This is a genomic window from Butyrivibrio sp. M55 (assembly GCF_900116865.1).
GTDB lineage: Bacteria > Bacillota > Clostridia > Lachnospirales > Lachnospiraceae > Butyrivibrio.
On record NZ_FPCD01000002.1, the window covers coordinates 353,569 to 377,777 of the forward strand.

The window sequence follows — 24,209 nt, forward strand, 5'->3', positions numbered from 1 at the left end:
CATCAGAATGGAGAGTAAGCTATGAGAAGATTGCCTTTGATTCTTTTTTTGACGACAGTTGCATTGTCGGTGGTAAGTTGCGGCTCAAAAAACAAAGATGTTTTTGAGGAAATCGAGGATATATATGGCGATGATGGCCCGACATCTGTCTTTATGGCTTCAAATGTAGATGAAGATGCAGCTTCAGATTTTGTGTCAGCTCTAAAAGATTATAAATCACAATTGGATGGGAGATGGCAGACGGCATCTATGTCTTATGAAGCCGACGGAAGTATGCAGCCTGAGTTCTATGTAGAGTTTACGGACTCAGAGATAAAATACGGGCATCTTAAAGATGAAGAGTTTGTTGTAGACCATGTTGATACGATCGAGTCGCTGTCATTTGGTGAAAAGTGCATAATACAGGCAAAATCATCAAACGGAGTTAAGTATACTTATCAGACTTCTGAAAGTGACTCCAATGTGCTTGAATACTATGAGACATGGAATGAAGAAGAGTTCCCCGACGCATATAGAGGTGGTGCTTCACTTAGCAGATGTGAGTAAGCGAATATCTGTGCGCAAAGGTTTTGATTATTCTTAAAGATGTGCTATTATATGTGATGAAAATTTCATAAAAAGCGGAAGGTGTCCGCAGTCCCTTTGTTTATGAGGATTCATATTAAGAGAAGGACTGTGGGTGAAAAGGGAAGCAGGTGTGATTCCTGCACGAACTCGTCACCGTGATTCGAGATTTTTCGATCAGCCGGGAGACCTGCCTGTCGCTGTACATGGGATACCCAAGCCACGAGGAACTGGTTGTACGAAGATGTGGTTTGCTGTAGATCGCAGCAAATTGGATTCTTTTGCGCATTTTTACATCGTATGAACTATCAGCTCGTGCTTCGGCACGGGCTTTTTTGTTGAGAGAATTAATGTGGAAGTTTCACATAAAAGATTAGGATGTAAAAAGCTTGTACATCTTGCCGTGATAACTACTACATAGCGCTTTTTTCACCTTTCTTCACCGGCTTTCGTAATCATATATTTTCATGGAGGACTATTATGAAAAAGAAAACACTTGCATTAGTACTTGCAACAGCATTGTGTGTATCAATGTTTGCAGGATGTGGCAAGGCACAGACTGAGGCACCTGCTGACGGAGCTTCTGTAGAGGTATCGGCTGAAGAAGCGGATGCTGCATCTTCAGAGACAAGCGTAGCGGACGGAGAGCTCGCTGACGGCGTTTACACAGCTTCTTTTAACACAGACAGCTCAATGTTTCATGTAAATGAAGCAAATGACGGAAAGGGCACACTTACTGTTAAAGACGGTAAGATGACAATCCACGTATCACTTGCATCCAAGAACATCGTAAACTTGTTCTGCGGAACTGCTGAGGATGCGCAGAAGGACGGAGCAGAGCTCCTTCAGCCCACAAATGACACAGTGACATATGACGACGGAACAACAGAGGAAGTTAACGGCTTCGATATTCCTGTTCCCGCAATCGATGAGGAGTTCGATGTGGCACTTATTGGAACAAAGGAAAAATGGTACGATCACAAGGTAACTGTTTCTGATGTTAAGCCCGAGGCTTCAGAGGAAGATCAGGCTGCAGCAGACAACGTTGCAAAGCTGATTGATGCTATCTATGTTCAGGAAAGAACAGACAAGACAGACGAACAGTGTGCAGAAGCAAAGAAGGCTTGGGATGCACTTACAGACAGCCAGAAAGAGCTCGTTGAAGGTGAAGAAGCAGATCCTGATTATTTCGGAAGAGATACAGGCGATGCGTCTAAGGACGATGCACTTAATGCAGATAAGATCGGTGACAAGGAAATCCTTGTAGTAAGCTTCGGTACTTCTTTTAACGGAAGCAGATCTGAAGATATCGGCGGAATCGAGAAGGCACTTGCAACAGCTTATCCCGACTACGCGGTAAGAAGAGCATTTACAGCTCAGATCATTATCAACCATGTTCTTGCAAGAGACGGAGAAGCAATCGATAATGTTGAGCAGGCACTTGAGAGAGCTGTCAGCAACGGAGTAAAAGAGCTTATCGTTCAGCCTACACACCTTATGCACGGTGCAGAGTATGACGAGCTTATGGAAGCACTTAAGAAATATGAGAGCAAGTTCACAAAGGTTGCTGTTGCTGAGCCTCTTCTCGGAGAAGTTGGAAAAGATGCAACAGTGATCAATAAGGATAAAGAAACAGTTGCAAAGGCTGTTGTTGCAGAAGCTGTTAAGGAAGCAAAATTTGACAGCATCGATGCGGCTGAAAAGGACGGCACAGCATTTGTACTCATGGGACACGGCACATCACACACTGCAAACGTAACTTACAGCCAGATGCAGACACAGATGGAGAAGCTTGGCTACAAGAACGTATTCATCGGAACAGTAGAAGGCGAGCCTGAAGAGACTGAGCTTAGCAAGGTTATCGATAAGGTAAAGGCAGCAGGATACAAGAAGGTTGTTCTTCGTCCTCTTATGGTTGTTGCAGGTGATCACGCAAACAACGATATGGCCGGTGATGACGATGATTCATGGAAGAGCGGATTCGAGGCATCAGGTGCATTTGAAAAGGTTGATTGCCAGATCAGCGGTCTCGGAAGAATCGCAGATGTTCAGAAACTCTATGTTGAGCACACAGGTGCTGTTATCAAATAAATGAAAACCACAATGAACAGACAGAAAAATATACTGAGCAAATATATAAAAAGTATTATGTTTCTTCTGTTTTTTACCATAAGTGTAATTGGATGCGGCAGTATTTCGGATGGGGAATATGCCGCATCTGTTACTCTTACGGGAGGAAGCGGAAGAGCATCGATTGAAAGTCCCTGCACGGTAACTGCCAAAAAAGGCAAGTTTACGGCAAGGATTGTTTGGAGTAGTCCGAATTACGACTACATGATCGTAGACGGAAAAAGATATGATAAAGTAAATACAGAAGGGAATTCCGAATTTGAGATTCCCGTTGTTTTAGATAAAAAGATGGACGTTCAGGCTGATACGACAGCCATGAGTAAGCCCTATCTTATTGATTACACACTGACTTTTTCAACTTCAAAGGCGGATTCCGCCGGCGAAGCGGAAGAAAAAGCAGAAATATCAGAGAAATTCAAAACAGAATCCGAACTTGAAAATCCACCTGTGATCGCAGGTCTTACATATGAATCAACAGATGAAACGAAATTTGCCGGTTGTTACAGAATACACAGATATTCCGGTGGCTACGCGGTTATATGCGTTAATGACGGGAGAAATTACCTTATAGTACCTGACGGAAAAGAAATTCCTAAGGCAGAAGATGTGAAGATCTTACAGCAGCCTCTTGATAAGATCTATCTTGCCGCATCGGGAGCAATGTGTCAGTTTGACACTATAGGCGCCGTGGGCAATATAGCCCTTTCGGGAATCGAGAAGGACAGCTGGTACATAGATTCGGCAAAAAAGCTGATGGAAGAAGGAACACTTAAATACGGCGGAAAGTACAGCGCGCCTAACTATGAGATGATGGTGTCTGATGATATCGATCTTGCAATCGAGTCGACGATGATCCTTCATTCTCCAAAGGTTATCGAGAAGCTCGAACAGCTTGAGATTCCTGTTTTTATCGACAGATCGAGTTATGAACAGGATCCTGTAGGCAGGTGCGAGTGGATAAAGATTTACGGTCTTTTGACGGGAAAAGAAAAAGAGGCCGAGCAGGCTTTTTCTGAACAGCTTGGAAAAATCACATCACTTGATAATATAGATTTTTCGGGCAAAAGAGTTTCTTTTTTCTCTATAAATTCGGAACATCTGATATATACAAGGGGAAAAGACGATTACTTTGCCAAAATGGTTGAGAAGGCAGGCGGAGTGTATGTTGCACCGCCTGAGAACAGCAAAGACGGAAATTCATCGTATCTTAGCGTAAGCACTGAGGCGTATTACGACTATGCGAGAGATGTTGATATTCTTATTTACAACGCTGCCATTGAGGATGCGCCGAAGGACCTTGAGGAGCTTAAAAAGAGCGATGTGATATTTGGCGACATGCAGGCGGTAAAGAGCGGAGACGTCTGGTACACAGACAAATCATTGTATCAGTTTGCCAATAAGACGGGTGATATAATAAGTGACCTCAGTGAGGTGTTGTCAGATAAAAAAGACGATACGGGATTTTTCCATAAGCTCAGATGATATTGGAAATTATTCGTGCAGCTTGTAATTGCTAAAAGAGTATATAGAGGACAAAATATGGAAATTAAGCACATTCTTCCTTCGGATATAGAGAAAACAAGTCTTGGAATAATCAGAAAAGAACTTGCCGAGATGGGAAAAACACTTCCCGAGGATAACGAAGCGACGGTCGTTCGTGTGATTCATACCACGGCAGATTTTGAGTACGCGGATACCATGATGTTTTCGGACGGCGCGGTTGAAAAGGGGCTTGAAGCCATTAAAAAAGGCGCTCACATCGTGACCGACACCAACATGGCGCTTTCCGGAATCAGCAAGAAGACTCTCGCAAGATTCGGCGGAGAAGTCCATTGCTTCATGGCAGATGAGGAAGTTGCGAAGGAAGCCAAAGAGCGAAACGTTACAAGAGCTTATGTCAGCATGGAAAAGGCGGCAAAGCTCGGCGTTCCCATAATCTACGCGATAGGAAATGCGCCGACTGCGTTGATCAAGCTTAAAGAGCTAATGGATGAAGGCTACAGACCGGAGCTTATAATAGGTGTGCCGGTAGGTTTCGTTAACGTCGTTGAGGCAAAAGAACTTATAATAAATAATGACAAAGATATTCCTTACATAGTAAACAGAGGACGCAAGGGCGGAAGCGGCGTTGCGGCTGCGATATGCAATTCGCTTTTGTATAAGTTGTATCGATGAAACTAATGTCATGCCTCTTGTAATTAATTGAATGAAGCATGGCATCGGAGGAAAAAATCATATGGAACTAAGGAGCGGCTTTACGACGGGAAGCTGCGCGGCGGCTGCGGCGAAGGCTGCGCTTATGATGCTGCTGGATTCAAAGAATATAGAGTATGTGAACATAATGACTCCCAAGGGCATACCGTACTATGCGGAGATAGTCAATATTGTGCGTGATGAGAGCGGGAAAAAAGTGACCTGTTCTGTCATTAAGGACGGCGGCGACGATCCGGATGTGACGACGGGAGCTTATATAGAAGTCAGCGTCAGAATAGCAGATGCCCCCGGAATTGTGATAGACGGCGGAAAAGGCGTTGGGCGTGTTACCAAGCCGGGACTTGACCGGGCAATCGGTGAAGCTGCAATAAATTCTGTTCCGAGAAAGATGATAGAAGAGAATCTAAACGAAGTTCTTAAGGACAGAAATGCAGAGAACACGGGGCTTGAAGTTATAGTGAGCGTTCCGGGCGGAGAGAAAATCGCAGAGAAGACTTTTAATCCTAAGCTTGGAATAGTCGGCGGCATATCAATTCTTGGGACGACGGGCATAGTTGAGCCCATGAGCGAGAAGGCGATAGTTGATACGATAAGAACCGAGATACGCGTAAGGAAAGCGGAAGGGCGACAAGTTCTTTTGGCTGCGCCGGGTAACTACGGAATAACCTTCCTTAGTAAGAAGTGCGGGATAGATAAGGATATCGCCGTTATGACTTCGAACTTTGTTTACGACTCTGTTATGATAGCGAAGGAAGAGGGTTTTTCCGAGATGGTCTTTGCGGGTCATATCGGAAAGCTTGTTAAGGTCGCGGGCGGGATTAAGAACACCCACTCAAGATACGGCGACCACAGGATGGAGATACTGACTGATATCACAGGGATGTTCTCTGAAGGAAAAGAATTTGATGAGTTAAAAGAAAAGCTTTCCGAGTGCGTTATGACGGATGAAGCCGTCAGGATAATCACGGAAGCGGGGGTGTCTCACAAGGTTTTTCCTAAGATGGCAAGCCTTATAAAAGAAAATATGGAAAAATGGGCAGAGGGAATGCTTAAAGTTGAGGTGATAGTTTTTTCTAACGAATACACGGAACTTGTAAGTACCGTAAATGCCCATGAATACTTGGAAAGGACAACTTAATGGTACATTTTGTCGGAGCGGGACCCGGAGCTGTCGACCTTATAACGGTCAGGGGAAAAGAACTTTTGGAAAAAGCGGACGTCATAATATATGCGGGATCGCTTGTAAATCCTGAGCTTCTTAAGTATGCAAAAGACGGCTGCGAGATACATGACAGCGCAAAGCTTGATCTTGAACAGGTCATAGAAATAGTAAAGAAAGCTGAAGAAGAGGGAAAGATGACGGTGAGACTTCACACGGGGGATCCCAGCATTTACGGTGCTATCAGAGAGCAGATGGATGAGCTTGATAAGCTTGGTACCGGCTACGATGTGACGCCCGGTGTCAGCTCTTTTTGCGGGGCTGCGGCAGCTCTTAATATGGAGTACACTTTGCCCGGTGTAACGCAGAGTGTCATTATCACGAGGATGGAAAAGAGAACTCCCGTGCCGGAGAGAGAGTCAGTAGAGGAACTTTCAAGACACGGGGCTACGATGGTTTTCTTTTTATCAGCGGGAGATACCGAGGCTCTAAGCAGGAGACTTACGGAGGCGGGAGTGGCAAAAGATACTCCTGCGGCGATTGTATATAAGGCAACTTGGGATGATGAGAAGAAGTTCGTTACGGATGTTGAGAATCTTCCGAAGGTTGCGGCAGAGAACGGGATAAATAAAACGGCACTTATCATAGTCGGAAACAGCGTCAAGCAGGCGGATTACGAGAAGTCAAAGCTGTATTCGCCTGATTTTACTACGGGCTTTAGAAAAGGCAGAAATACAAATGACTAAGAACGGGAATAAAAGAGCGGTAGTGGTTTTTGCGCTACTGATAGTTCTTTCCGTCTTGGCTTTTTTTGCAAATATCCTTATAGGAAATGTCAGGATAAGTCTTGATGAAGTGTTGAGGATATTGTTTGCGGGCGGCGGAGACGTTAAGAGCAGGAATATAATAGCAAGTATCAGGCTTCCGAGAACGGTTATGACGTTTGTTCTTGGGGGAGCTCTTGCGGTGTCCGGATTTCTTTTGCAGACATATTTCGCAAACCCGATAGCGGGTCCGTACATTCTGGGAATTTCGTCGGGAGCCAAGATGGCGGTTGCGATGAGCCTGATATTCATAACATCGGGAACAGGATATACGTCGAATCTGATGCTTGTGATGACTGCTTTTATAGGAGCGATGGCGGCTACGGGATTTATCATTCTTATTTCCAAGAGAGTGCGTAACATGGCGGCGCTTCTTGCGGCGGGAATAATGATAGGCTACATATGCAGCGCTGTGACGGATTTTCTTGTCACTTTCGCAGAAGATTCGGATATTGTCAATCTTCACAGCTGGTCGCAGGGAAGCTTTTCGGGAGCATCGATGAGCGCGGCGTGGTTTTCTGCGGTGATCGTGGCGATTGTTTTTGTGGCGGTCATGCTTATGAGCAAAGTACTGGATGCTTTCAGACTTGGAGAAGTGTACGCTGCGAGCGTCGGAATAAATGTAAAGCTGTGCAGAGTGCTCCTTATCGTGCTTTCAAGTGTTCTGTCGGCGTGTGTTACGGCATTTGTGGGGCCTGTTTCGTTTATCGGAATTGCTGTGCCTTTCCTTATGAGAGAGGTTCTAAAGTCGTCGAAGCCGATAATCCTGATTCCGGCATCTTTTCTTTCGGGAGCGGTTTTTTGCATGATAAGCGACCTTCTTGCGAGGATGCTTTTTGCTCCTACTGAGATCAATATTTCCGCGGTGACTTCGCTGTTTGGAGCGCCGATAGTTATTTTCATGATAATAAAAAGAGGTAAGACCAGGTGAAAATAGAGAGTTTATCTGCTGGATATCGCGGAAAGGCCGTGGTACCAAGCGTTAATCTTGAAATAAAAAAAGGAGAGATAATCTCCTTTATAGGACCGAACGGTGCGGGGAAATCCACTCTTTTAAAGACTCTTTACAGGGAACTTTCGCCTGTTGCGGGAGCGGTATATATTGACGGCGGAGATGTGGCTAAGATGCCGCTTAAAGAGCTTGCAAGGAAAATGTCCATAGTTACTACGGACAGGATAAAGCCAGAGCATATGACATGCCGAGAGGTTGTGATGGCGGGGCGTCTTCCTTATACGGACGGATTCGGAGTTCTTGGAAAAGAGGACAGACAGGCCGCAGAAGATGCTATAGCTCTTATGAAAATAGAGGGATTTGCGGACAAGCAGTTTAATAACTTAAGCGACGGGCAGAAGCAGCGGACGCTTATTGCAAGGGCGATAGCACAGTCTCCCGAGTATCTTGTAATGGATGAGCCTACATCTTATCTGGATATCAGATATAGGATGGAACTCATGGAAGTGCTGGAAGGACTTGCGAAAAAAGGCGTGACGATAGTTATGTCGATTCACGAACTCGAACTTGCTGTTTCTGTTTCGGACAGGCTTCTTCTTGTTTATGATGATGGAAAGACGCTGTGCAAGACGCCTTCCGAAGTTATGGAAGAAGGGCTTATCAGGGATTTGTTTTCACTTACGGATGAAATGTATGAAAAGATTTATGGCAAAGGCAGAATATAAGAATTATAAGGTTATAAGTTTTACTTCAAAGGGAAAAGAGCTTGCGGATAAGGTGCTTTTCCTTATTTCCGATGGGGAGTTTGTGCGCGGTGATATCGAAGAGGATTTTTCTTTGGATGATTTTGTTAAATGTAGTTTCCGGCAGGGAAATGTCCTTATATTTGTGGGCGCTGCAGGAATTGCGGTCAGAGCGATAGCACCTTACATTGAAGATAAAACTAAGGATCCTTCGGTCATTGTTATAGATGAAGAGGGAAGGAACGTGATACCTCTTTTGTCAGGGCACATCGGAGGAGGTGTGAGAGAGGCAAAGAAAATTTCGGAGCTTCTTGGCGCTAATCTTGTTGTGACTACGGCATCCGATGTTTCGGGAGAATTTGCCGTGGATGTTTTTGCGTCTGAGAACGGATTTGCCATTTCTGATATGAAGAAGGCTAAAGAGTTTACGGCAAGGCTTCTTGAGGAGAAAGGGGCTGTGTATGAGGTGGACGCTGAGATTGAGGGTATGCCTTCTTATGATGTTGATACGGGATATGCGAATGTAGTCAGGCAATTGGCGGATGGAGAGTGCTATGGTAGTGATGCTAAAGAAACTGATGATGCAGAGCTTGATGAATCTGCGAAAGAGACTGATATAGAGAAAAGCAAGGCATGTTTTACAATTTCTTTTCGCAAGGATAAGTCTGAAAGCGGTGTGCTTAATCTTATCCCTAAGTGTATCGTAATCGGCGTCGGCTGCAAGAAGGGGACGCCTTATGAGAAGCTTTGGGCTTTTGTTGAGGATAAGCTTTCGGAGCACAATATTGATAAGAGAGCTGTCGGTGTGCTTGCTTCCGTGGATATCAAGAAAGAGGAAGAAGGACTGATCCGTGTGGCTAAAGAGCTGGAGGCTGGGTTTAAAGTCTTTTCTTCGGATGTATTGATGGCGCAGGAGGGCGAGTTTACGGCTTCTGAGTTTGTAAAGAGCATCACGGGAACCGATAACGTCTGCGAGAGAGCGGTTGCTGCCTGTGGTTGCAAGAAGATTATAGTTACGAAAGAAAGCTCTGACGGTATGACTTTTGCGGCAGGTGTGATTGACAGTAGGTGCGGAAAAGTTTCGGTTGTCGGTATCGGTCCCGGAAATTATGAGAATATGACGATTAAAGCGGCACAGACGCTTAAGGCGTGCGATGTGATCGCCGGATATACCGTTTACTGCGATCTGGTCAGACCTTTTTTTCCTGATAAAGAATATATCTCAACGCCAATGATGGGTGAGGAAAAGAGAGTTAAACTTGCTTATGAGAGGGCGGCAGAAGGCAAGAAGGTTGCGCTTGTGTGCAGTGGAGATGCCGGAGTTTACGGAATGGCGGGGCTTTGCTATGAAGATGCGGTGAATTTCGATAACGTTGATACGGAAGTGGTTCCGGGAGTTACGGCTGCAATCAGTGGTGCGGCGCTTCTTGGGGCACCGCTTATACATGATTTTTGTCTGATAAGTATGAGCGACAGGCTTACGCCGATGGAACTTATCGAAAAGAGGCTTCGCGCTGCGGCGTCGGCAGATATGGTTGTTGTCATCTACAATCCCGAGAGTAAGGGGAGAAAGGGATATCTTGCCCATGCCTGCGAGATTCTGATGGAGAATCTGCCACCCGAGCGGGTTTGCGGAATTGCAGGAAACATAGGAAGAGACGGCGAATACTGTAAGGTTATGACTTTGGGTGAATTAAAAGGTGCTGAGGTGGATATGTTCTCGACGATTTTTGTCGGGAATTCTTCAACAAGGGATATTGCCGAGCACATGGTTACTTTAAGAGGATACAGAAGTGAGAGATAAGGTTCTTATTTTCGGAGGAACAACTGAAGGAAGAGAGCTTGCGGCTGCGCTTTCCGCGGCGGGTGTACAGCACTTGGTGAGTGTTGCGACTGATTATGGCAAGGAAATTGAGGACTCTTTTGGAGAGAAAAATGTTATTGTCGGAAGAAAGAACGCGGATGAAATGGCGGAACTTATTGCCGGAGAGGTCTTCACTGTGTGCGTTGATGCTACGCATCCTTTTGCGACGCTTGTTTCTACTGAGATTAAGAAAGCATGTGAAAAGACCGGGATTATGTATTTAAGGCTCCTTAGAGATACAGGAGCGAAGATTGAGCTTATGACTGCTTCCAACGAATGTGGTTTTGATAAAGAAATTGAGAGTAATTGTCGAAAGCGCGTAATGTTATGCAATGCGGATGTGGTTAATGAGAGTATTCAGATTGTGACTTGTGATTCGGTCATGAGTGCGGCAAAGGAACTTGAAAAGATAAGCGGAAACATTCTTCTTTTAACGGGAAGTAAAGACCTTAAGTCAATTATGGCCGAGATTTCCGATAAGACAAGAGTATACGCGAGAGTTATTCCGAATATCGAGAGTATCACAAAGTGCGAAGAAGCAGGGCTTCGTGGAAAGCAGATTATTGCTATGCAGGGGCCTTTTTCAAAAGATATGAATGTTGCACTTATAAATGAGATTTGCGCTTCTGTAATTCTTACGAAGGAGAGCGGCGCTACAGGCGGGCTTGATGAGAAGCTTCTTGCGGCGAGAGAGTGCGGGATTAAGGTTGTTATGATAAAGAGTCCCGAGAGCAGACTTGATGTTTCCGGATGTGATGTGGGTGCATCTGCAAAAGGCTACAGTCTGCCGGAAGTGCTGGAAAAGCTTGGAGTTGACAAGAAACGTGTTAAATCCGGCGAGATCGTCAAAGAGAGTAACAGCTTAAACGAAGTTAAGGATAATATAGGAAAGAGCATCATACTTGCGGGGATCGGCCCCGGTGATGCGAGATATTATACAAGAGAACTGGAAGATGCACTTGAGAATGTGGATGTGATTTTTGGAGCAAAGAGCATTCTTGACAGGCTTGATAAGAGTAGGGTTAAAGCAGAATTTGTGCCCCGTTACATGGGAAAAGATATTCTTGAGTTTTTGAATAAATCTCCAAACTACAAGAATCCGCTGGCTCTTTTCTCGGGAGATATAAGCCTTTGCAGCGGTGCCAAGAATGCGGCGAAGGTTTTTGAAGGCGCAGGATATGGAGTTCATACGATATCAGGTATTTCTTCGGTTGCTCTTTTTGCAAACAGATTGGGACTTGGGCTGGAAGACTGCAGTATAGTGAGCGCTCATGGAAGAGAGTGTAATGTTGCGGGATATATTGCGGAAACTAAGAGACTTATCATTCTTCCTTCAAGCTGTGCGCACGCGGGCGAGATTGCGAGAACTGCGTTTACGGTAGCGAAAATAAATGATTATGGCAGGAACGATAGCGTAAAAGTTGAAGGTTTCGGCGGATGCGGAGATCTTAAAATTGTAATCGGATATGAGCTCGGAACAGCGCTAGAGCGGATTTTCGAAGTGTCGGAAGATGAACTTGGAAATAAACTTTTTTCACCTGATGAAAAGGGGAAGTGTTTAATGTATATTGAGAATAAATGTGCGGGCGAAACGCCTGTAATAAGAGGAATATCGGACGATGAGTTCATCAGAGGTAAGACTCCGATGACCAAAGAGGAGATAAGGGCGATATCTATTAGAAAGCTGGGACTTTCTGCGGATTCCGTGCTCTATGATATCGGCGCGGGGACAGGTTCCGTATCTGTCGAAGCAGCTCTTTTGCACCCTGATATCAAAGTCTGTGCGATAGAGCGAAACGACGAGGCGGTTGAACTTATCAAGAAGAACAAAGAGAAGTTCTGTGCAGATAACATTACTGTGATAAAGGGCGAAGCTTCAGAGGTGCTTGAAAAAATGGCACTATCAGAAACGGCAGAGAATACGGGCGTTTCAGTTGAAGGGAAGCTACTTATCCCTACACATGCGTTCATCGGCGGAAGCGGCGGAAATATGCGGGTTATTATTGAGGTTCTGAAGAAGATGAATGAGAATATTCGAATTGTGATAAACTGTGTTACACTCGAGACACTTACGGAAGTTCTTTCTGTTATCAAAGAGGAGAAATATGCAGAACCTGACATTGTCCAAGTCAGCGCAAGCAGATATAGGAGAGTCGGAGAGTATCATATGGCCGATGCAATTAATCCGGTGTATATAGTGACATTATAATGGCAATGAGCCTAAGGAATAAGCCACCTTGCACAAAATGGCATAAAAGAAGCCAGGAGTTATTCGAAAAGCTCAATACTTTTCTGAATTCTAGCTAAAAAAGTGGCTGCATGACTTTTTGAGTATTTTTGACTTGAAAAAGTCATATAACTTATGGGAAATGAAGAATAGATAATTGCTGAAAAGAAGGTGTGTATGACTTTTCTGATGGTTTTGGCTTGAAAAAGTCATGGGATTTCCCGAAAATAAGAAAAAACATATGACTTTTTTAGAGAGTTTTGCTCAGAAAAGTCATATGACTAGAGGAAAAAGAAGGACGGTCGGTCGAAAAAATAGAGAACGGCATGACTTTTTTAGCATTATTGCTCTGAAAAAGTCATACCGTTATCAAAAATGTTCTTATGCCTGATCCGGTGAGTGGCCGGAATTGCCGTAAGGCTCGATCTCGTCGATCATCTCCATGTCGTCTTCCGAAAGTTCGAAGTCAAACAGCTCAGAGTTGGAGCGGATTCTTTCGGGATTGACGGACTTGGGGAGCGGAACAACGTCGTGCTGCATTTCCCAGCGAAGGATGATCTGAGCAACGGTGCGGTCATATTTTTCCGCAAGGTCCTTAAGAAGCGGATGCTCAAGGGATTTACCTCTTCCGAGCGGGCTCCAGGCCTCTACGAGGATGCCGTGTTCCTGACAGAAATCTACTGTATCTTTCTGAAGGAAGCCGGGATTTATCTCAATCTGGTCGACTGCGGGGATGATGTCAAATTCCATGAGCGCCTTGAGGTGATGAGTAAGGAAGTTTGAAACGCCGATTGCTTTAACTCTTCCTGACTTGTATATCTCTATCATCGCCTTCCAGGTTTCGCGGTTTGTGTTCTCCCAGTCATCGTCAAATGCATATGATGCGGGCCAGTGAATGAGATAGAGGTCAAGATAATCCAGACCGATCTCGCTCATAGTCTTTTCAAAAGCAGCAAGAGTCTTTTCGTAGCCAAGTTCTGACTTCCAGACTTTGCTGGTAACAAAGATGTCTTCTCTTTTTGCGGTACCTGTTGCGATAAAGTCGTTTATTGCCTGTCCGACCTGCTTTTCATTCTCGTAAAAGGCGGCTGTATCGATGTGACGGTAGCCGATTTCAAGTGCGGATTTCACGGAATTGTAGGCTTCTGCCGGATCTTTTATCTTATATGTGCCAAAAGCAAGGCATGGAATCGCGGTTCCGTTATTTAGCTTGATTCTGTCAGTAAGTGTATTCATTGAATGTACCTCTCTTTTTTATGCCGATATCATCGGTATTGTCGTAAGATTCATACTCACACCATAGTAACATATAATTTGAATCAGGTATGTAGTTTCGGATAAAAAGCATTTCTGAATTATATATCATAGAACTCATGCTTTTTATATCATGATCGCGAATTAGTGATAATTAACAAATATCTGATTTATTGACCGTTTTGTTGTGTATTAATGAACAGAGTTAAAAAATAATTTAAAAAACGCTTACAAAAGCAAGGATATGTTGTATTATAGAATTAAGAGAAAATGCTTTACTATTACAACAAGGGGTAACTATGACTAATAATTTTCCTAGAGTAATGATCTGCGGAACCGGAAGCGGCAGTGGTAAGACTATAGTGACTTGCGCGCTTCTTAGGATTCTCAAAAGAAGAGGCTATAATCCCGCTGTATTCAAATGCGGACCCGATTATATCGATCCGATTTTTCACAAAACAGTTTTAGATGTTCCTTCACGAAATCTTGATATTTTCATGGCAGGAAAAGACGGTATTCGCCGCACACTCGACAGAGGCAGTGAGGGAAAAGATTTTGGCGTTATAGAAGGTGTAATGGGCTTTTATGACGGGATAAGTATGTCCGGAACAGACGGTTCAAGCTATGATATAAGCAAAGAAACGGAGACACCTGCCATACTTGTTGTAAATGCAAAAGGCATGAGCATGTCGATAATTCCCGTAGTACAGGGATTCTTCGATTATGTCGGAAGAATTAACAATCCAATTAAGGGAATAATATTGAATAATATCTCTCCGATGGTCGCAAAAGATATATCATCGCGCATTGAGGAAGAGGTGCATATTCCGGTCGTCGGATATATTCCTTTTATAAAAGAAGCCGGTATAGACAGCAGGCACCTTGGACTTGTGCTTCCCGATGAGATTCCTGATATTTTGGAAAAAATTGATGCGGTAGCCGATAAGCTTGAGGAAACTCTTGATTTCGAAAAGCTTCTTGATATTGCAGAGAAAGCAGAGAGTTTCAGGACTTTGCAAAACAGTTTTGCACTTCCGCTTTGCGCAGAGCCTGCAGAGGGCGGACCTTTGAAGGTTGCGGTCGCAAAGGATGAAGCATTTTGCTTCTATTATGAAGATAACTTTGATCTCATGAGAGATATGGGAATAGAGCTGGAGTTCTTTTCACCGCTTCATGATGAAAGACTTCCTGAGGCGGACGGTTATATCTTCGGAGGAGGTTATCCGGAACTTCACGCAAAAGAGCTGTCTGAGAACACTTTGATGCTTGAGGATATTAAAAATGCGGCAGACAATAATGTTCCTATTATTGCGGAGTGCGGCGGATTTATGTATCTTCAGGAAGAACTTGAGGACAAGGATGGCAACACCTATAAGATGGTTGGCGCAATCCCCGGTAAGTCTTTCATGACGGGAAAGCTAACGAGATTTGGCTATGTGACTATAGCTGCCGCAAAAGAAAATACATATTTAAAGCCGTTTGAATGTATAAACGGTCATGAGTTCCACTATTACGACACAACTGACAACGGAGATACCTGCGTGATCACAAAGGGTACGCAGAACCGCTCTTGGGAAGGAATTCAGATAAAAGGAAATCTTTTCGCAGGATTCCCGCATCTTTATTATCCTTCATGCAATTCATTTATCGAGAGATTCGCAGCAAGCATGCTGGTTGGACGATCCCAGATTTAAGGGCGACGATTCATATAATTATGAGAGGAAACGCATGACGAAATGAACATACATCTTTGTAAAAATGATGAGACCCTTGAGCAGGCGCTTGATTACATCAATGAGCATGACTCCGAGGGACGAAAGTATACATTTGATAAAGAAAAAGACAGGTGCTATGTCGGCGATGAGGCCTTTGTATCCGCACCCGTCCTCATAAACCATAAAAACAATTATTGGGCACTTCATATTGTGGAGTGATTTCAGAGTCAATTAGGATGAGAGTTGCATAGTGAGCAACTCTTTTTTCGTGGGAATTATCTATTTAGTATGTCTTTCAAGTATAAGAATATGATAAAATAGATACGTATTAACGTATATGCTTTGTACTTGCACGTAACAGTAGTTTACAGGTGATCTTATGAGAAGAAGTAAGTATTTTGTTTTTTCCACCAAAAGAAACCGGGTAGATCTGACGCTTGTACTTGTAGCATCTGTCCTTACTTTGATTTTCGCCGATACCTTAGGGTTAACCGGGCCGGATTCCATATTAAGGACTATTAAGTATATTCCAATCATGCTTGTCACGGCACTTTGTGGTATCATCCCCGGAATGCTGAGCCTTGTTCTTATATTTTTCTTTGGTTCTTTTTTGCAAGGATCGATCATGTATCATGCTTTTGCATATCTGCTGATCGCTTGCGCTGTTAATGTTCTTACCAGAACCGGTTTTTTCAAGAAATTTTTTAAAACAATACTTGCTTCTGTGATATTGCAATTCATCCTGGGAGACCTGTGGGGCTTTTGTAAGCTCGTGCTTAATGGCGTTGGCTTGGCAGGGTTTGATCCGGGTAAGCTTATTCCGCTGTTTTTCAGAGAGGCACCCGGATGCCTGTTTACATGTTTTTTCATATATATTCTGTTTAAAAAATTGCCTGATGATATCAAATTGCAGCTTGGATGCGGAATGTACTATGTGGACACAACAAAGCTTGATGAGGATGACAGATACGTTGTTGAAGGTAAGTCCAGAATCGGAAGCGTTGTAATGCAGATAATCGTCTTTGAGGCGATAGTGCTTGGGATTATAGCGGAGATTGCATCGCGAGAACTTTACGCAGATATGACATTTCGGGGCGGGATTGAGATGGCGATGCTCATATCAATCATAATTACGCCGATGGCGATTTTTGTTAATAACTATGCACAGTACAGAATTGCTGAGCCTATAAGAATTTTGTCGAATGCCGTGACTGATATTTACAATTCCCAGGATACGGACATAAATGCCAGCGTGGAGGGAGTTCACAGACTTAGGATAGATACCAACGATGAGATAGAAGATTTGTATCATGCTATAGATCTTACTTTTTACAGATTCATGGAATACATTGAGCTTGTAAAGAGCAGGCAGCTTATAGAAGATCAGCTCAGGGTGGAAAAGAGCTCGAACGAAGCCAAGTCGAGATTTCTTTCCAATATGTCGCATGAGATTAGAACGCCTATAAATGCTGTTCTTGGTTTTGATGAAATGATACTGAGGGAATGCAAGGATGAGGATATCTTAAGCTATGCGACGGATATTCAAAGCTCGGGAAAAACTCTTTTGGCCCTCATCAACGATATTCTTGATTTCTCCAAGATCGAAGCGGGAAAAATGGAGATCATCCCCAGCGAGTATGAACTTGGCTCGATGATAAACGACCTCATAAATATGATCGATGTTAAGGCTTATGAAAAGGGAATTGATTTTGTGGCGAATATTTCCGAGGATATACCGCATGTTCTGTACGGTGATGAGACAAGGATAAAGCAGTGCATCATGAATCTTCTTACGAATGCGGTTAAATACACGGATGTTGGCTCCGTTACTATGGATATTTATATGAAAGAATATGATCCCTTGGCGCATGATGACATGTTTGATGAAAAGATTGTTCTTGGAGTCCGCATAACCGATACCGGAATCGGAATTAAAGATGAGGACATCGATAAGCTCACACTTGCTTTTGAGAGAGTTGATGAAAAGAGAAACAAAACAATCGAGGGAACGGGACTTGGAATAACCATTGTTACCAGTCTTTTGGGACTCATGGGCTCAAAGCTTAACGTAAAGAGTGAATACGGAAAGGGGTCTGAGTTTTCTTTTGAAATAATACAGACTGTTGTGGACAGGGAGCCGCTTGGCAACTTTGCCAAGGATTACAAACAAGGCAAAGTAAACAAAAAGGAGTATAAAGAAAGTTTCCATGCGCCTAAGGCAAAGATTCTTGTTGTTGATGATATAAGCACGAATCTTGCGGTGATACAAGGTCTTTTGAAAAAGACGCTTATTACTGTGGATACAGCGCTTAGCGGAAGGAAAGCTCTTGAGCTTGTGACTGAAAATAACTACGATATCATTTTCCTTGATCACAGGATGCCTGAGCTGGACGGCATCCAGACGCTTCATATGATGAAGGGAATGGCAAATAATCTAAATAAGAAGACGCCTGTTGTGGCGCTTACGGCAAACGCGGTTTCGGGATCCAGAGAGATGTATTTTAGGGAGGGCTTTACCAATTACCTCTCAAAGCCTGTTTCACCGCCAAAGCTTGAAGAGATGATACTTAGTTATCTTCCTTCATATAAAGTTTCCATACCGGGAGACGATGATTTTGTTGAGACAGAAAAAGGAGATACGAAAAAAGAAGACGAGACTGCACTTAAACTTATGAAGGTGCAGGGCATTGATGTTAAGAGTGCCATAGAGCGTTGCGGATCTTCAAAAGTTGTGGTTGATGTCATGCAGGACTTTTGGCTTTCCATCAAGGAGAGAGCGGATCTTATAGAAAAGTATGCAAAAGATGATGTTAAGAATTACATGATCTATGTGCACGGGCTTAAGAGCTCCGCAAAGGCAATAGGAGCATTGGAACTTTCAGAAATGGCTGAGCATCTTGAAAAGTGCGCGGAAGAGAAGAATAAATCGGAGATTGAGGAGAAGACACCGGAACTTCTTGAGCTTTACAGAAGTTATATCAATAAATTGTCTCCTGTTGTGGGAGATGAAAACGAAGGTGATTCCGAAAAGCCTGTAATACCTGAATCGGAGCTTACAGATGCTTTTTCGGCGATAAAAGAATTTGTATCGGGATCGTATTTTGATAGCGCGGATGACATCATGAATATGCTTGGTGAATATAAGATTCCCGATGAATATGTTGAAAAATATGAAAAGGTAAAAAGACTTATGGCAGCAGTTGACAGAGACGGACTGTTGAATATATTGTAGTAATAGCGCAAAGCGGAAGGACAGGATATGGAAAAACGCGTACTCTTAATTGGCCACGAAAAAAGCTTTATGGTTAACGCTATAGAAAAGGGGCTCGAGAAAGAAGGATACGGAGTTTTAATGATGGAACCCGACAAAGAGCAGATCGAGGTTATGGAAGACAGGCCTATGATCTACCTTCTGTATATGGGAGATCTGTCAAAATCCGACTATGAGTTGTTTGAGTATTTGAATGATGCGATAGACAGCGAGCGATTTTTGCTCTATATCATAGGAAACAAAGAGGAACTTGATCTGGCGCTTGAGTATATTGCAAAAGAGAAAGTTCAGGAGACGTATCTTAGACCTCTTGATGTCAAGCACCTTACGGAACAGCTTAATTCCGTAGTTGAATACAGCGAGCTTGACGATGAGCTGAAAAAGAAGATCCTCATAATTGACGATGACGGAACTATGCTCAGGATGATGAGAACCTGGCTGTCGGTAAAGTATCACGTGTACATGGCAAGCTCGGGTAAGATCGCGTTGTCTTTTTTGGCAAAAAATCCTATCGATCTGGTACTGCTTGATTACGAAATGCCCGGAATGGACGGTGCGGCCGTACTCAAGGAGATGAGAAGTACTCCTGCGTATAAAGATATTCCGGTTATCTTCCTTACCGCTAAGGATGACAAGGAGAGTGTTATGAAAGTAGTCGGATTAAAGCCCGAGAAGTACCTCCTTAAATCCATGCCGAAAGAAAAACTTACCAATGCCATTGATGAGTTTTTTATCATAAGATCAAGAAAAAAGTGAGGAAGGAACAGTTATATGATTTCAAAACTTATTGACAAGATTGTAAACACAGGTGCGCCTATTGTTGTGGGACTCGATCCCAAGCTTGATTTTGTACCCGAAGCGATAAAGAAAAGATGCTTTGAGGAGAAGGGTGAGAACCTTGAGGGAGTTGCGGAGGCGTTCTGGCAGTTCAACAAAGAAATCATTGATAACGTATATGATGTTGTTCCCGCTGTAAAGCCACAGATAGCAATGTACGAGGAGATTGGAATTCCCGGTCTTATCGCATTTAAGAAAACTGTAGATTATTGTAAAGAAAAGGGCCTTATCGTTATCGGTGATATCAAGAGAGGCGATATAGGTTCAACAGCCCAGTCTTATGCGGTTGGTCACCTTGGCGGCGTTAAGGTTGGCGATAAAGTATTTAAGGGCTTTGATGAAGATTTCGTAACTGTTAATCCTTATCTTGGATCTGACGGTGTTAAGCCTTTCATAGATATCTGTAATAAAGAAGATAAGGGAATATTCGTCCTTGCAAAGACATCAAATCCTTCAAGCGGAGAGTTCCAGGATAAGCTTGTAGACGGAAAGCCGCTCTACGAAGTTGTCGGAGCCAAGATAAGAGAGTGGGGCGAAGAGTCAATGGATGGCGATTACAGCAATGTCGGAGCTGTTGTCGGAGCCACATATCCTGAGATGGGTAAAGTTCTCAGAGAGCTTATGCCAAAGACATATATCCTTGTTCCCGGATACGGCGCACAGGGCGGCAAGGGCAAAGACCTTGTTAATTTCTTTAATAAAGACGGACTTGGTGCTATCGTAAATTCTTCAAGAGGAATCATAGCAGCATGGAAGAGCGACAATTACAAGCAGTTCAATGACGGAAAGGTCGGAGAAGCAGCAAGAGCTGCAGTGCTTGATATGAAGGCAGATATTGCGGGTGCGCTCGCTGAATAAATAATAAAGATATCCATGTTCAAACTCTGATAAACGAAGTGTGATTTCTTACTTTAATATATTAATTGTAGATATTAAAGTTAGATGTTATAATACTTTGTCAGAGGATTGGGCTTGGATATTTTTTCTGAGTAAAAACGAAATAAAAAGGAGTTTATGAGTTATGGAAAGATATAAGGAAGAGTTCATTGAATTTATGGTAGACAGCAATGTCCTTAAGTTTGGAGAGTTTACTCTGAAGAGTGGTCGTAAATCTCCTTTTTTTATGAATGCGGGAGCATATGTTACAGGTTCACAGCTTAAAAAGCTCGGTAACTACTATGCAAGAGCAATTCACGATACATTCGGACTTGAGTTTGATGTTCTCTTTGGACCTGCATATAAGGGAATTCCTCTCTCGGTTGCAACAAGTATGGCAATCAGCGAGCTCTACGGAAGAGAAATCAGATATTGCTCAAACAGAAAAGAGATAAAGGATCACGGCGATAAGGGAATCCTTTTGGGAACAAAGCTCCGTGACGGAGACAGAGTTCTTATAATTGAAGATGTTACAACATCAGGAAAGTCTATAGAAGAGACCGTTCCGATCATTCAGGCTCAGGCGGATTGCGATATCGTAGGCCTTATGGTTTCTTTGAACAGACAGGAAAAAGGTCAGGACAGCGATATGAGCGCTCTTGACGAGATCAAAGAAAGATATGGTTTCAGCGCACATTCGATTGTTACAATGGATGACGTTGTAAGTTATCTTTATAACAGACAGATTGACGGAGAAGTTCTTCTTACAAAGGACATCAAGAAGGCAATCGATGAGTATTACGCTGAGTACGGCGCTAAGGAAACGCTTTAATCAGCGTTTCCATAAATAACTCTGATATTCTAAGGAGGTATTTGGTATGGAAGAACATACATACAAAGTGCTTGGTGGCACAGGAGCCATGAATATAGCATTGGGAGTGGTTTCACTTGTAGTTGGAATAACTGCCGGAATATTGCTTATTATATGCGGAGCAAAACTTCTTGGCAGTCGCAAAAATGTGATTATTTAAAGACATAACAGACAACCGGTAGATATGAAGAAACTCAATTTAAAAAAGATAAAGATTCTTAATAAACTTAGCCATTTTAGGGAAAAGTACGTTTTTACCGATAACAGGCATCCCGAAAAAGGAATAATGTCTACCATACTCGGACTCCTGTCAGATGTATCATTGGTGGCAGTGGTACTCTTTTCATACAGGAACGGAGGGCAGGCTTTTATGCGATACGCCGCAGCGGCATTTGTTGCGGCGATATTTTCATGTTTGGGACTCGCTCTGGGAATCATGTCCCGAATGGAAAAAGATATATTTAAATTGTTCCCTAATCTTGGGATTATTCTTAACCTGATCGCGGTTCTCTTTATCATTTTCATTCTGGTATTGGGATTTATGTGATTCGAGGAACGAAAGGAATAGGACAATGACTGAAAACGAAGCAGTATTTGAATTTAGCGTCGGAAATGATGTTACCGATGAGAGATATGCCCTTGCAATGGAGAGGGTATCGGGCATTTCCGATGAGCATTTGGAGAATAAAGAGATTGATAACTATTTTCATGCGGTAAAAGACTTTATTCTCATGATAGACGAGACCTATAAATGGTCTGAAAACGGCGGAAAAGACAATGATTCTCTGGAAGAGCTTCAGGCAAGAAACAAAAAGCTCTACAGCGACATTCTTCCCGAAAACTATGATAAGAGCTACGGTAATCCGGCATATGCATGTGACAGACTCGGAGAAACATTCGGAAAGATCTTGTCATCCCTTTATTTTGAGCTCAGATCCATGATTGCTAATGCTTTTGAACTTCAGAAGTATGAGATTGTGATCAGAACAGAGCTCTTTCTTGAAGTATACGGAGCATTCGTGCAGGCTTCCGCTGAAGGCAAACTTCCTGAGTATGAGGACGTCAGACAGATAATGTACTGGTTCTACAGCGATTATGCCGAGGAAGAGAGAATGGTCAGATTCGCTCAGATAGTTAACCCCGAAAAAGATTATTTCAGGGATATCATAATGAACAGTGATCTGACTGATATAAGATACCTCTATAAATTCGGAGAGTATATTTCAGACAACGAGATAAAGACCGCACAGCATCTTATCGAGATGTCAGAAGAAGAGATTGATAAGATAGCAACCACTTTTACGGAAGGATATCGCATTGGTTTTGCCGCAACAGGCAAGGATATCAGCATTAAAAGCACCGCTTCTGTAATTTATATTTTGGGATTTGAGAGAATTATCAAAAAAGCTGTTTTGAATTTTGAGAAGATCGGTCTTAAATCCGGAATCTATCGTTTTATTCCAAGTAATTTCTATATGGGCGGAAGTGCCAGAAGAAATGCTTGTCACGGCGCAATTCCAAACAAGCAGTTTGATTATGACCACAAGGATGATGACGGATTGTTCCTTGATGCGGCTCTTGTAAACAGACGACTTGAGGCTGTAAGGGCAGCAGGTGAAAAGTACAAGAAGGAAGCAAAACTCTACGGAGGTCCCGCCGTACTTGAAGGATTCGGTGAAGTACCTTTTTCACCCGAACAGAAGAAGGAAGCAATTCATCTTAGCGACGAGCAGAGTAAGCTCCTTAGCGGTTATAAGATTCAGGCGTCACTTATCCAGAATGAATATATTATAGGAAAAGAGAGAAGCTTTACGATCATTTCTTTCCCTGTTCCCGATATAGGAGAGCAGTACGAGGCTATCTTTGACGAGACGGTCAAGATAAACACGCTTGATTACAATCTTTATCAGAATATTCAGAAGAAGATCATAGATGCTCTTGATGAAGCAAAGTACGTGACAGTCAAGGGAATGGGCGATAATCGCACAGATATCAAGGTTATGCTTCATGAGATAAAAGACAAAGAGAAGGAAACAAATTTTGAGAACTGTGTTGCCGATGTAAATATTCCTGTCGGAGAAGTATTTACATCCCCCGTACTTGCCGGAACATCAGGAATACTGCACGTTTCGGGTGTTTATCTCATGGGACTTTACTTTAAAGACCTCGAGATTAAATTTAAGGACGGATGCATCGAAGATTACAATTGTGCAAATTTTATAACTGAGGAAGACAACAAAAACTATATAAAGCAAAATATCATGTATAATCACGATACTCTGCCGATCGGAGAGTTTGCCATCGGAACAAATACGACGGCATACACGTTTGCAAGGAAATTTAATATTGCGGACAAGCTCGATATATTGATCGCAGAGAAGACGGGACCGCACTTTGCGGTAGGTGATACGTGTTATTCCTATGAAGAGGACAATGACACATTTAACTTTGACGGAAAGAGGCATATAGCCAAGGAAAATGAGATTTCCTCAAAGAGAAAAACAGATCCTGATAAGGCATATTTCAGCTGCCATACAGATATAACGATTCCGTATGATGAACTTGGTGAGATCAGAGCCGTAAGAGAGGACGGAACCGGCATAACTATCATAGAAAACGGCAGATTCGTGCTTCCCGGCACGGAGGAATTAAATAAGCCTTTGGATGAATAAAATAAACCATTGGATGTAAGAAAAAAAACCATTGGT

Annotated in this window: 20 protein-coding genes, 1 pseudogene and 1 riboswitch; of the genes and pseudogenes, 20 read left to right on the forward strand and 1 reads right to left on the reverse strand. The window is 43.1% G+C overall.

What is annotated here, in order from left to right:
* Positions 1-21: 21 nt before the first annotated feature.
* The 11 genes and pseudogenes from BM398_RS03955 to cbiT all read left to right on the forward strand — a co-directional run bounded on the left by BM398_RS03955 (position 22) and on the right by cbiT (position 12,659).
* Complete coding sequence (locus tag BM398_RS03955) at positions 22-546, forward strand: hypothetical protein (RefSeq protein ID WP_092336511.1); 525 nt, start codon at positions 22-24, stop codon at positions 544-546.
* Between the two features lie 65 nt (positions 547-611).
* Positions 612-776: riboswitch (cobalamin riboswitch) on the forward strand.
* A 739-nt stretch (positions 777-1,515) separates the two neighbouring features.
* A complete protein-coding gene (locus tag BM398_RS03960) occupies positions 1,516-2,655 on the forward strand; it encodes a sirohydrochlorin cobaltochelatase (protein WP_442857302.1) in 1,140 nt (379 codons plus the stop codon).
* Between the two features lie 12 nt (positions 2,656-2,667).
* Entirely contained in the window at positions 2,668-4,176 is a 1,509-nt protein-coding gene (locus tag BM398_RS03965) for an ABC transporter substrate-binding protein (protein ID WP_092336512.1), read from the forward strand.
* Between the two features lie 57 nt (positions 4,177-4,233).
* On the forward strand, positions 4,234-4,869 hold the full coding sequence (locus BM398_RS03970) for a precorrin-8X methylmutase (protein ID WP_092336513.1): 636 nt from the start codon (positions 4,234-4,236) through the stop codon (positions 4,867-4,869).
* Between the two features lie 61 nt (positions 4,870-4,930).
* Entirely contained in the window at positions 4,931-6,046 is a 1,116-nt protein-coding gene (gene cbiD / locus BM398_RS03975; RefSeq protein WP_092336514.1) for a cobalt-precorrin-5B (C(1))-methyltransferase CbiD, read from the forward strand.
* Entirely contained in the window at positions 6,046-6,813 is a 768-nt protein-coding gene (gene cobM / locus BM398_RS03980; RefSeq protein ID WP_092336515.1) for a precorrin-4 C(11)-methyltransferase, read from the forward strand. The genes cbiD and cobM overlap by 1 nt, the downstream gene beginning before the upstream one ends.
* On the forward strand, positions 6,806-7,822 hold the full coding sequence (locus BM398_RS03985; RefSeq protein ID WP_092336516.1) for a FecCD family ABC transporter permease: 1,017 nt from the start codon (positions 6,806-6,808) through the stop codon (positions 7,820-7,822). Before cobM ends, BM398_RS03985 begins: the two co-directional genes overlap by 8 nt.
* Positions 7,819-8,568 (forward strand): ABC transporter ATP-binding protein, encoded by a 750-nt coding sequence (locus BM398_RS03990; RefSeq protein ID WP_092336517.1) that lies wholly within the window; start codon positions 7,819-7,821, stop codon positions 8,566-8,568. Before BM398_RS03985 ends, BM398_RS03990 begins: the two co-directional genes overlap by 4 nt.
* A pseudogene (locus tag BM398_RS17580) lies at positions 8,549-9,625 on the forward strand (cobalt-precorrin 5A hydrolase); the annotation flags it as partial. The gene BM398_RS03990 and the pseudogene BM398_RS17580, both read left to right, overlap by 20 nt.
* Positions 9,623-10,390: a precorrin-3B C(17)-methyltransferase gene (cobJ, locus tag BM398_RS17585; protein WP_242949755.1), complete on the forward strand. Its 768-nt coding sequence runs from the start codon at positions 9,623-9,625 to the stop codon at positions 10,388-10,390. The pseudogene BM398_RS17580 and the gene cobJ, both read left to right, overlap by 3 nt.
* A complete protein-coding gene (gene cbiT, locus BM398_RS04000; protein ID WP_092336519.1) occupies positions 10,380-12,659 on the forward strand; it encodes a precorrin-6Y C5,15-methyltransferase (decarboxylating) subunit CbiT in 2,280 nt (759 codons plus the stop codon). Before cobJ ends, cbiT begins: the two co-directional genes overlap by 11 nt.
* A gap of 399 nt (positions 12,660-13,058) precedes the next feature.
* Here the strand turns inward: cbiT and BM398_RS04005 are convergent, their stop codons facing one another.
* Positions 13,059-13,913, reverse strand: a complete 855-nt coding sequence (locus tag BM398_RS04005; RefSeq protein ID WP_092336520.1) for an aldo/keto reductase — start codon at positions 13,911-13,913, stop codon at positions 13,059-13,061.
* Between the two features lie 317 nt (positions 13,914-14,230).
* Between BM398_RS04005 and BM398_RS04010 the strand changes: the two genes are divergently transcribed.
* From BM398_RS04010 to BM398_RS04045, 9 genes are all read left to right on the forward strand, one after another.
* The gene (locus BM398_RS04010) at positions 14,231-15,625 is read left to right on the forward strand and encodes a cobyrinate a,c-diamide synthase (protein WP_092336521.1); all 1,395 of its coding nucleotides are present in this window, start codon (positions 14,231-14,233) and stop codon (positions 15,623-15,625) included.
* A 42-nt stretch (positions 15,626-15,667) separates the two neighbouring features.
* Positions 15,668-15,865: a hypothetical protein gene (locus BM398_RS04015; RefSeq protein WP_026655399.1), complete on the forward strand. Its 198-nt coding sequence runs from the start codon at positions 15,668-15,670 to the stop codon at positions 15,863-15,865.
* 160 nt (positions 15,866-16,025) lie between these two features.
* Positions 16,026-18,878 (forward strand): response regulator, encoded by a 2,853-nt coding sequence (locus tag BM398_RS04020; RefSeq protein ID WP_092336522.1) that lies wholly within the window; start codon positions 16,026-16,028, stop codon positions 18,876-18,878.
* A 27-nt stretch (positions 18,879-18,905) separates the two neighbouring features.
* On the forward strand, positions 18,906-19,673 hold the full coding sequence (locus BM398_RS04025; protein ID WP_026667554.1) for a response regulator: 768 nt from the start codon (positions 18,906-18,908) through the stop codon (positions 19,671-19,673).
* Positions 19,674-19,688: 15 nt separating this feature from the next.
* The gene (gene pyrF, locus BM398_RS04030) at positions 19,689-20,612 is read left to right on the forward strand and encodes an orotidine-5'-phosphate decarboxylase (protein ID WP_092336523.1); all 924 of its coding nucleotides are present in this window, start codon (positions 19,689-19,691) and stop codon (positions 20,610-20,612) included.
* A gap of 163 nt (positions 20,613-20,775) precedes the next feature.
* Entirely contained in the window at positions 20,776-21,462 is a 687-nt protein-coding gene (gene pyrE / locus BM398_RS04035) for an orotate phosphoribosyltransferase (RefSeq protein ID WP_092336524.1), read from the forward strand.
* 46 nt (positions 21,463-21,508) lie between these two features.
* Positions 21,509-21,661 carry a hypothetical protein gene (locus BM398_RS17085; protein ID WP_026655392.1) on the forward strand — a complete coding sequence of 51 codons (153 nt, stop codon included), beginning with the start codon at positions 21,509-21,511 and terminating at the stop codon, positions 21,659-21,661.
* A 24-nt stretch (positions 21,662-21,685) separates the two neighbouring features.
* Complete coding sequence (locus BM398_RS04040; protein WP_051199124.1) at positions 21,686-22,048, forward strand: DUF6142 family protein; 363 nt, start codon at positions 21,686-21,688, stop codon at positions 22,046-22,048.
* 25 nt (positions 22,049-22,073) lie between these two features.
* Positions 22,074-24,173, forward strand: a complete 2,100-nt coding sequence (locus BM398_RS04045) for an aminopeptidase (protein ID WP_092336525.1) — start codon at positions 22,074-22,076, stop codon at positions 24,171-24,173.
* Positions 24,174-24,209 lie beyond the last annotated feature (36 nt).

Coding starts and splice junctions, on each gene's coding strand:
- pyrF (WP_092336523.1), top strand. CDS start 19,689: ATGATTTCAAAACTTATTGACAAGATTGTAAACACAGGTGCGCCTATT.
- pyrE (WP_092336524.1), top strand. CDS start 20,776: ATGGAAAGATATAAGGAAGAGTTCATTGAATTTATGGTAGACAGCAAT.
- cobM (WP_092336515.1), top strand. CDS start 6,046: ATGGTACATTTTGTCGGAGCGGGACCCGGAGCTGTCGACCTTATAACG.
- BM398_RS04010 (WP_092336521.1), top strand. CDS start 14,231: ATGACTAATAATTTTCCTAGAGTAATGATCTGCGGAACCGGAAGCGGC.
- cbiD (WP_092336514.1), top strand. CDS start 4,931: ATGGAACTAAGGAGCGGCTTTACGACGGGAAGCTGCGCGGCGGCTGCG.
- BM398_RS04020 (WP_092336522.1), top strand. CDS start 16,026: ATGAGAAGAAGTAAGTATTTTGTTTTTTCCACCAAAAGAAACCGGGTA.
- cobJ (WP_242949755.1), top strand. CDS start 9,623: ATGACTTTTGCGGCAGGTGTGATTGACAGTAGGTGCGGAAAAGTTTCG.
- BM398_RS17085 (WP_026655392.1), top strand. CDS start 21,509: ATGGAAGAACATACATACAAAGTGCTTGGTGGCACAGGAGCCATGAAT.
- BM398_RS04015 (WP_026655399.1), top strand. CDS start 15,668: ATGAACATACATCTTTGTAAAAATGATGAGACCCTTGAGCAGGCGCTT.
- BM398_RS04045 (WP_092336525.1), top strand. CDS start 22,074: ATGACTGAAAACGAAGCAGTATTTGAATTTAGCGTCGGAAATGATGTT.
- BM398_RS03955 (WP_092336511.1), top strand. CDS start 22: ATGAGAAGATTGCCTTTGATTCTTTTTTTGACGACAGTTGCATTGTCG.
- BM398_RS03985 (WP_092336516.1), top strand. CDS start 6,806: ATGACTAAGAACGGGAATAAAAGAGCGGTAGTGGTTTTTGCGCTACTG.
- BM398_RS04025 (WP_026667554.1), top strand. CDS start 18,906: ATGGAAAAACGCGTACTCTTAATTGGCCACGAAAAAAGCTTTATGGTT.
- BM398_RS03965 (WP_092336512.1), top strand. CDS start 2,668: ATGAACAGACAGAAAAATATACTGAGCAAATATATAAAAAGTATTATG.
- BM398_RS04040 (WP_051199124.1), top strand. CDS start 21,686: ATGAAGAAACTCAATTTAAAAAAGATAAAGATTCTTAATAAACTTAGC.
- BM398_RS04005 (WP_092336520.1), bottom strand. CDS start 13,913: ATGAATACACTTACTGACAGAATCAAGCTAAATAACGGAACCGCGATT.
- BM398_RS03970 (WP_092336513.1), top strand. CDS start 4,234: ATGGAAATTAAGCACATTCTTCCTTCGGATATAGAGAAAACAAGTCTT.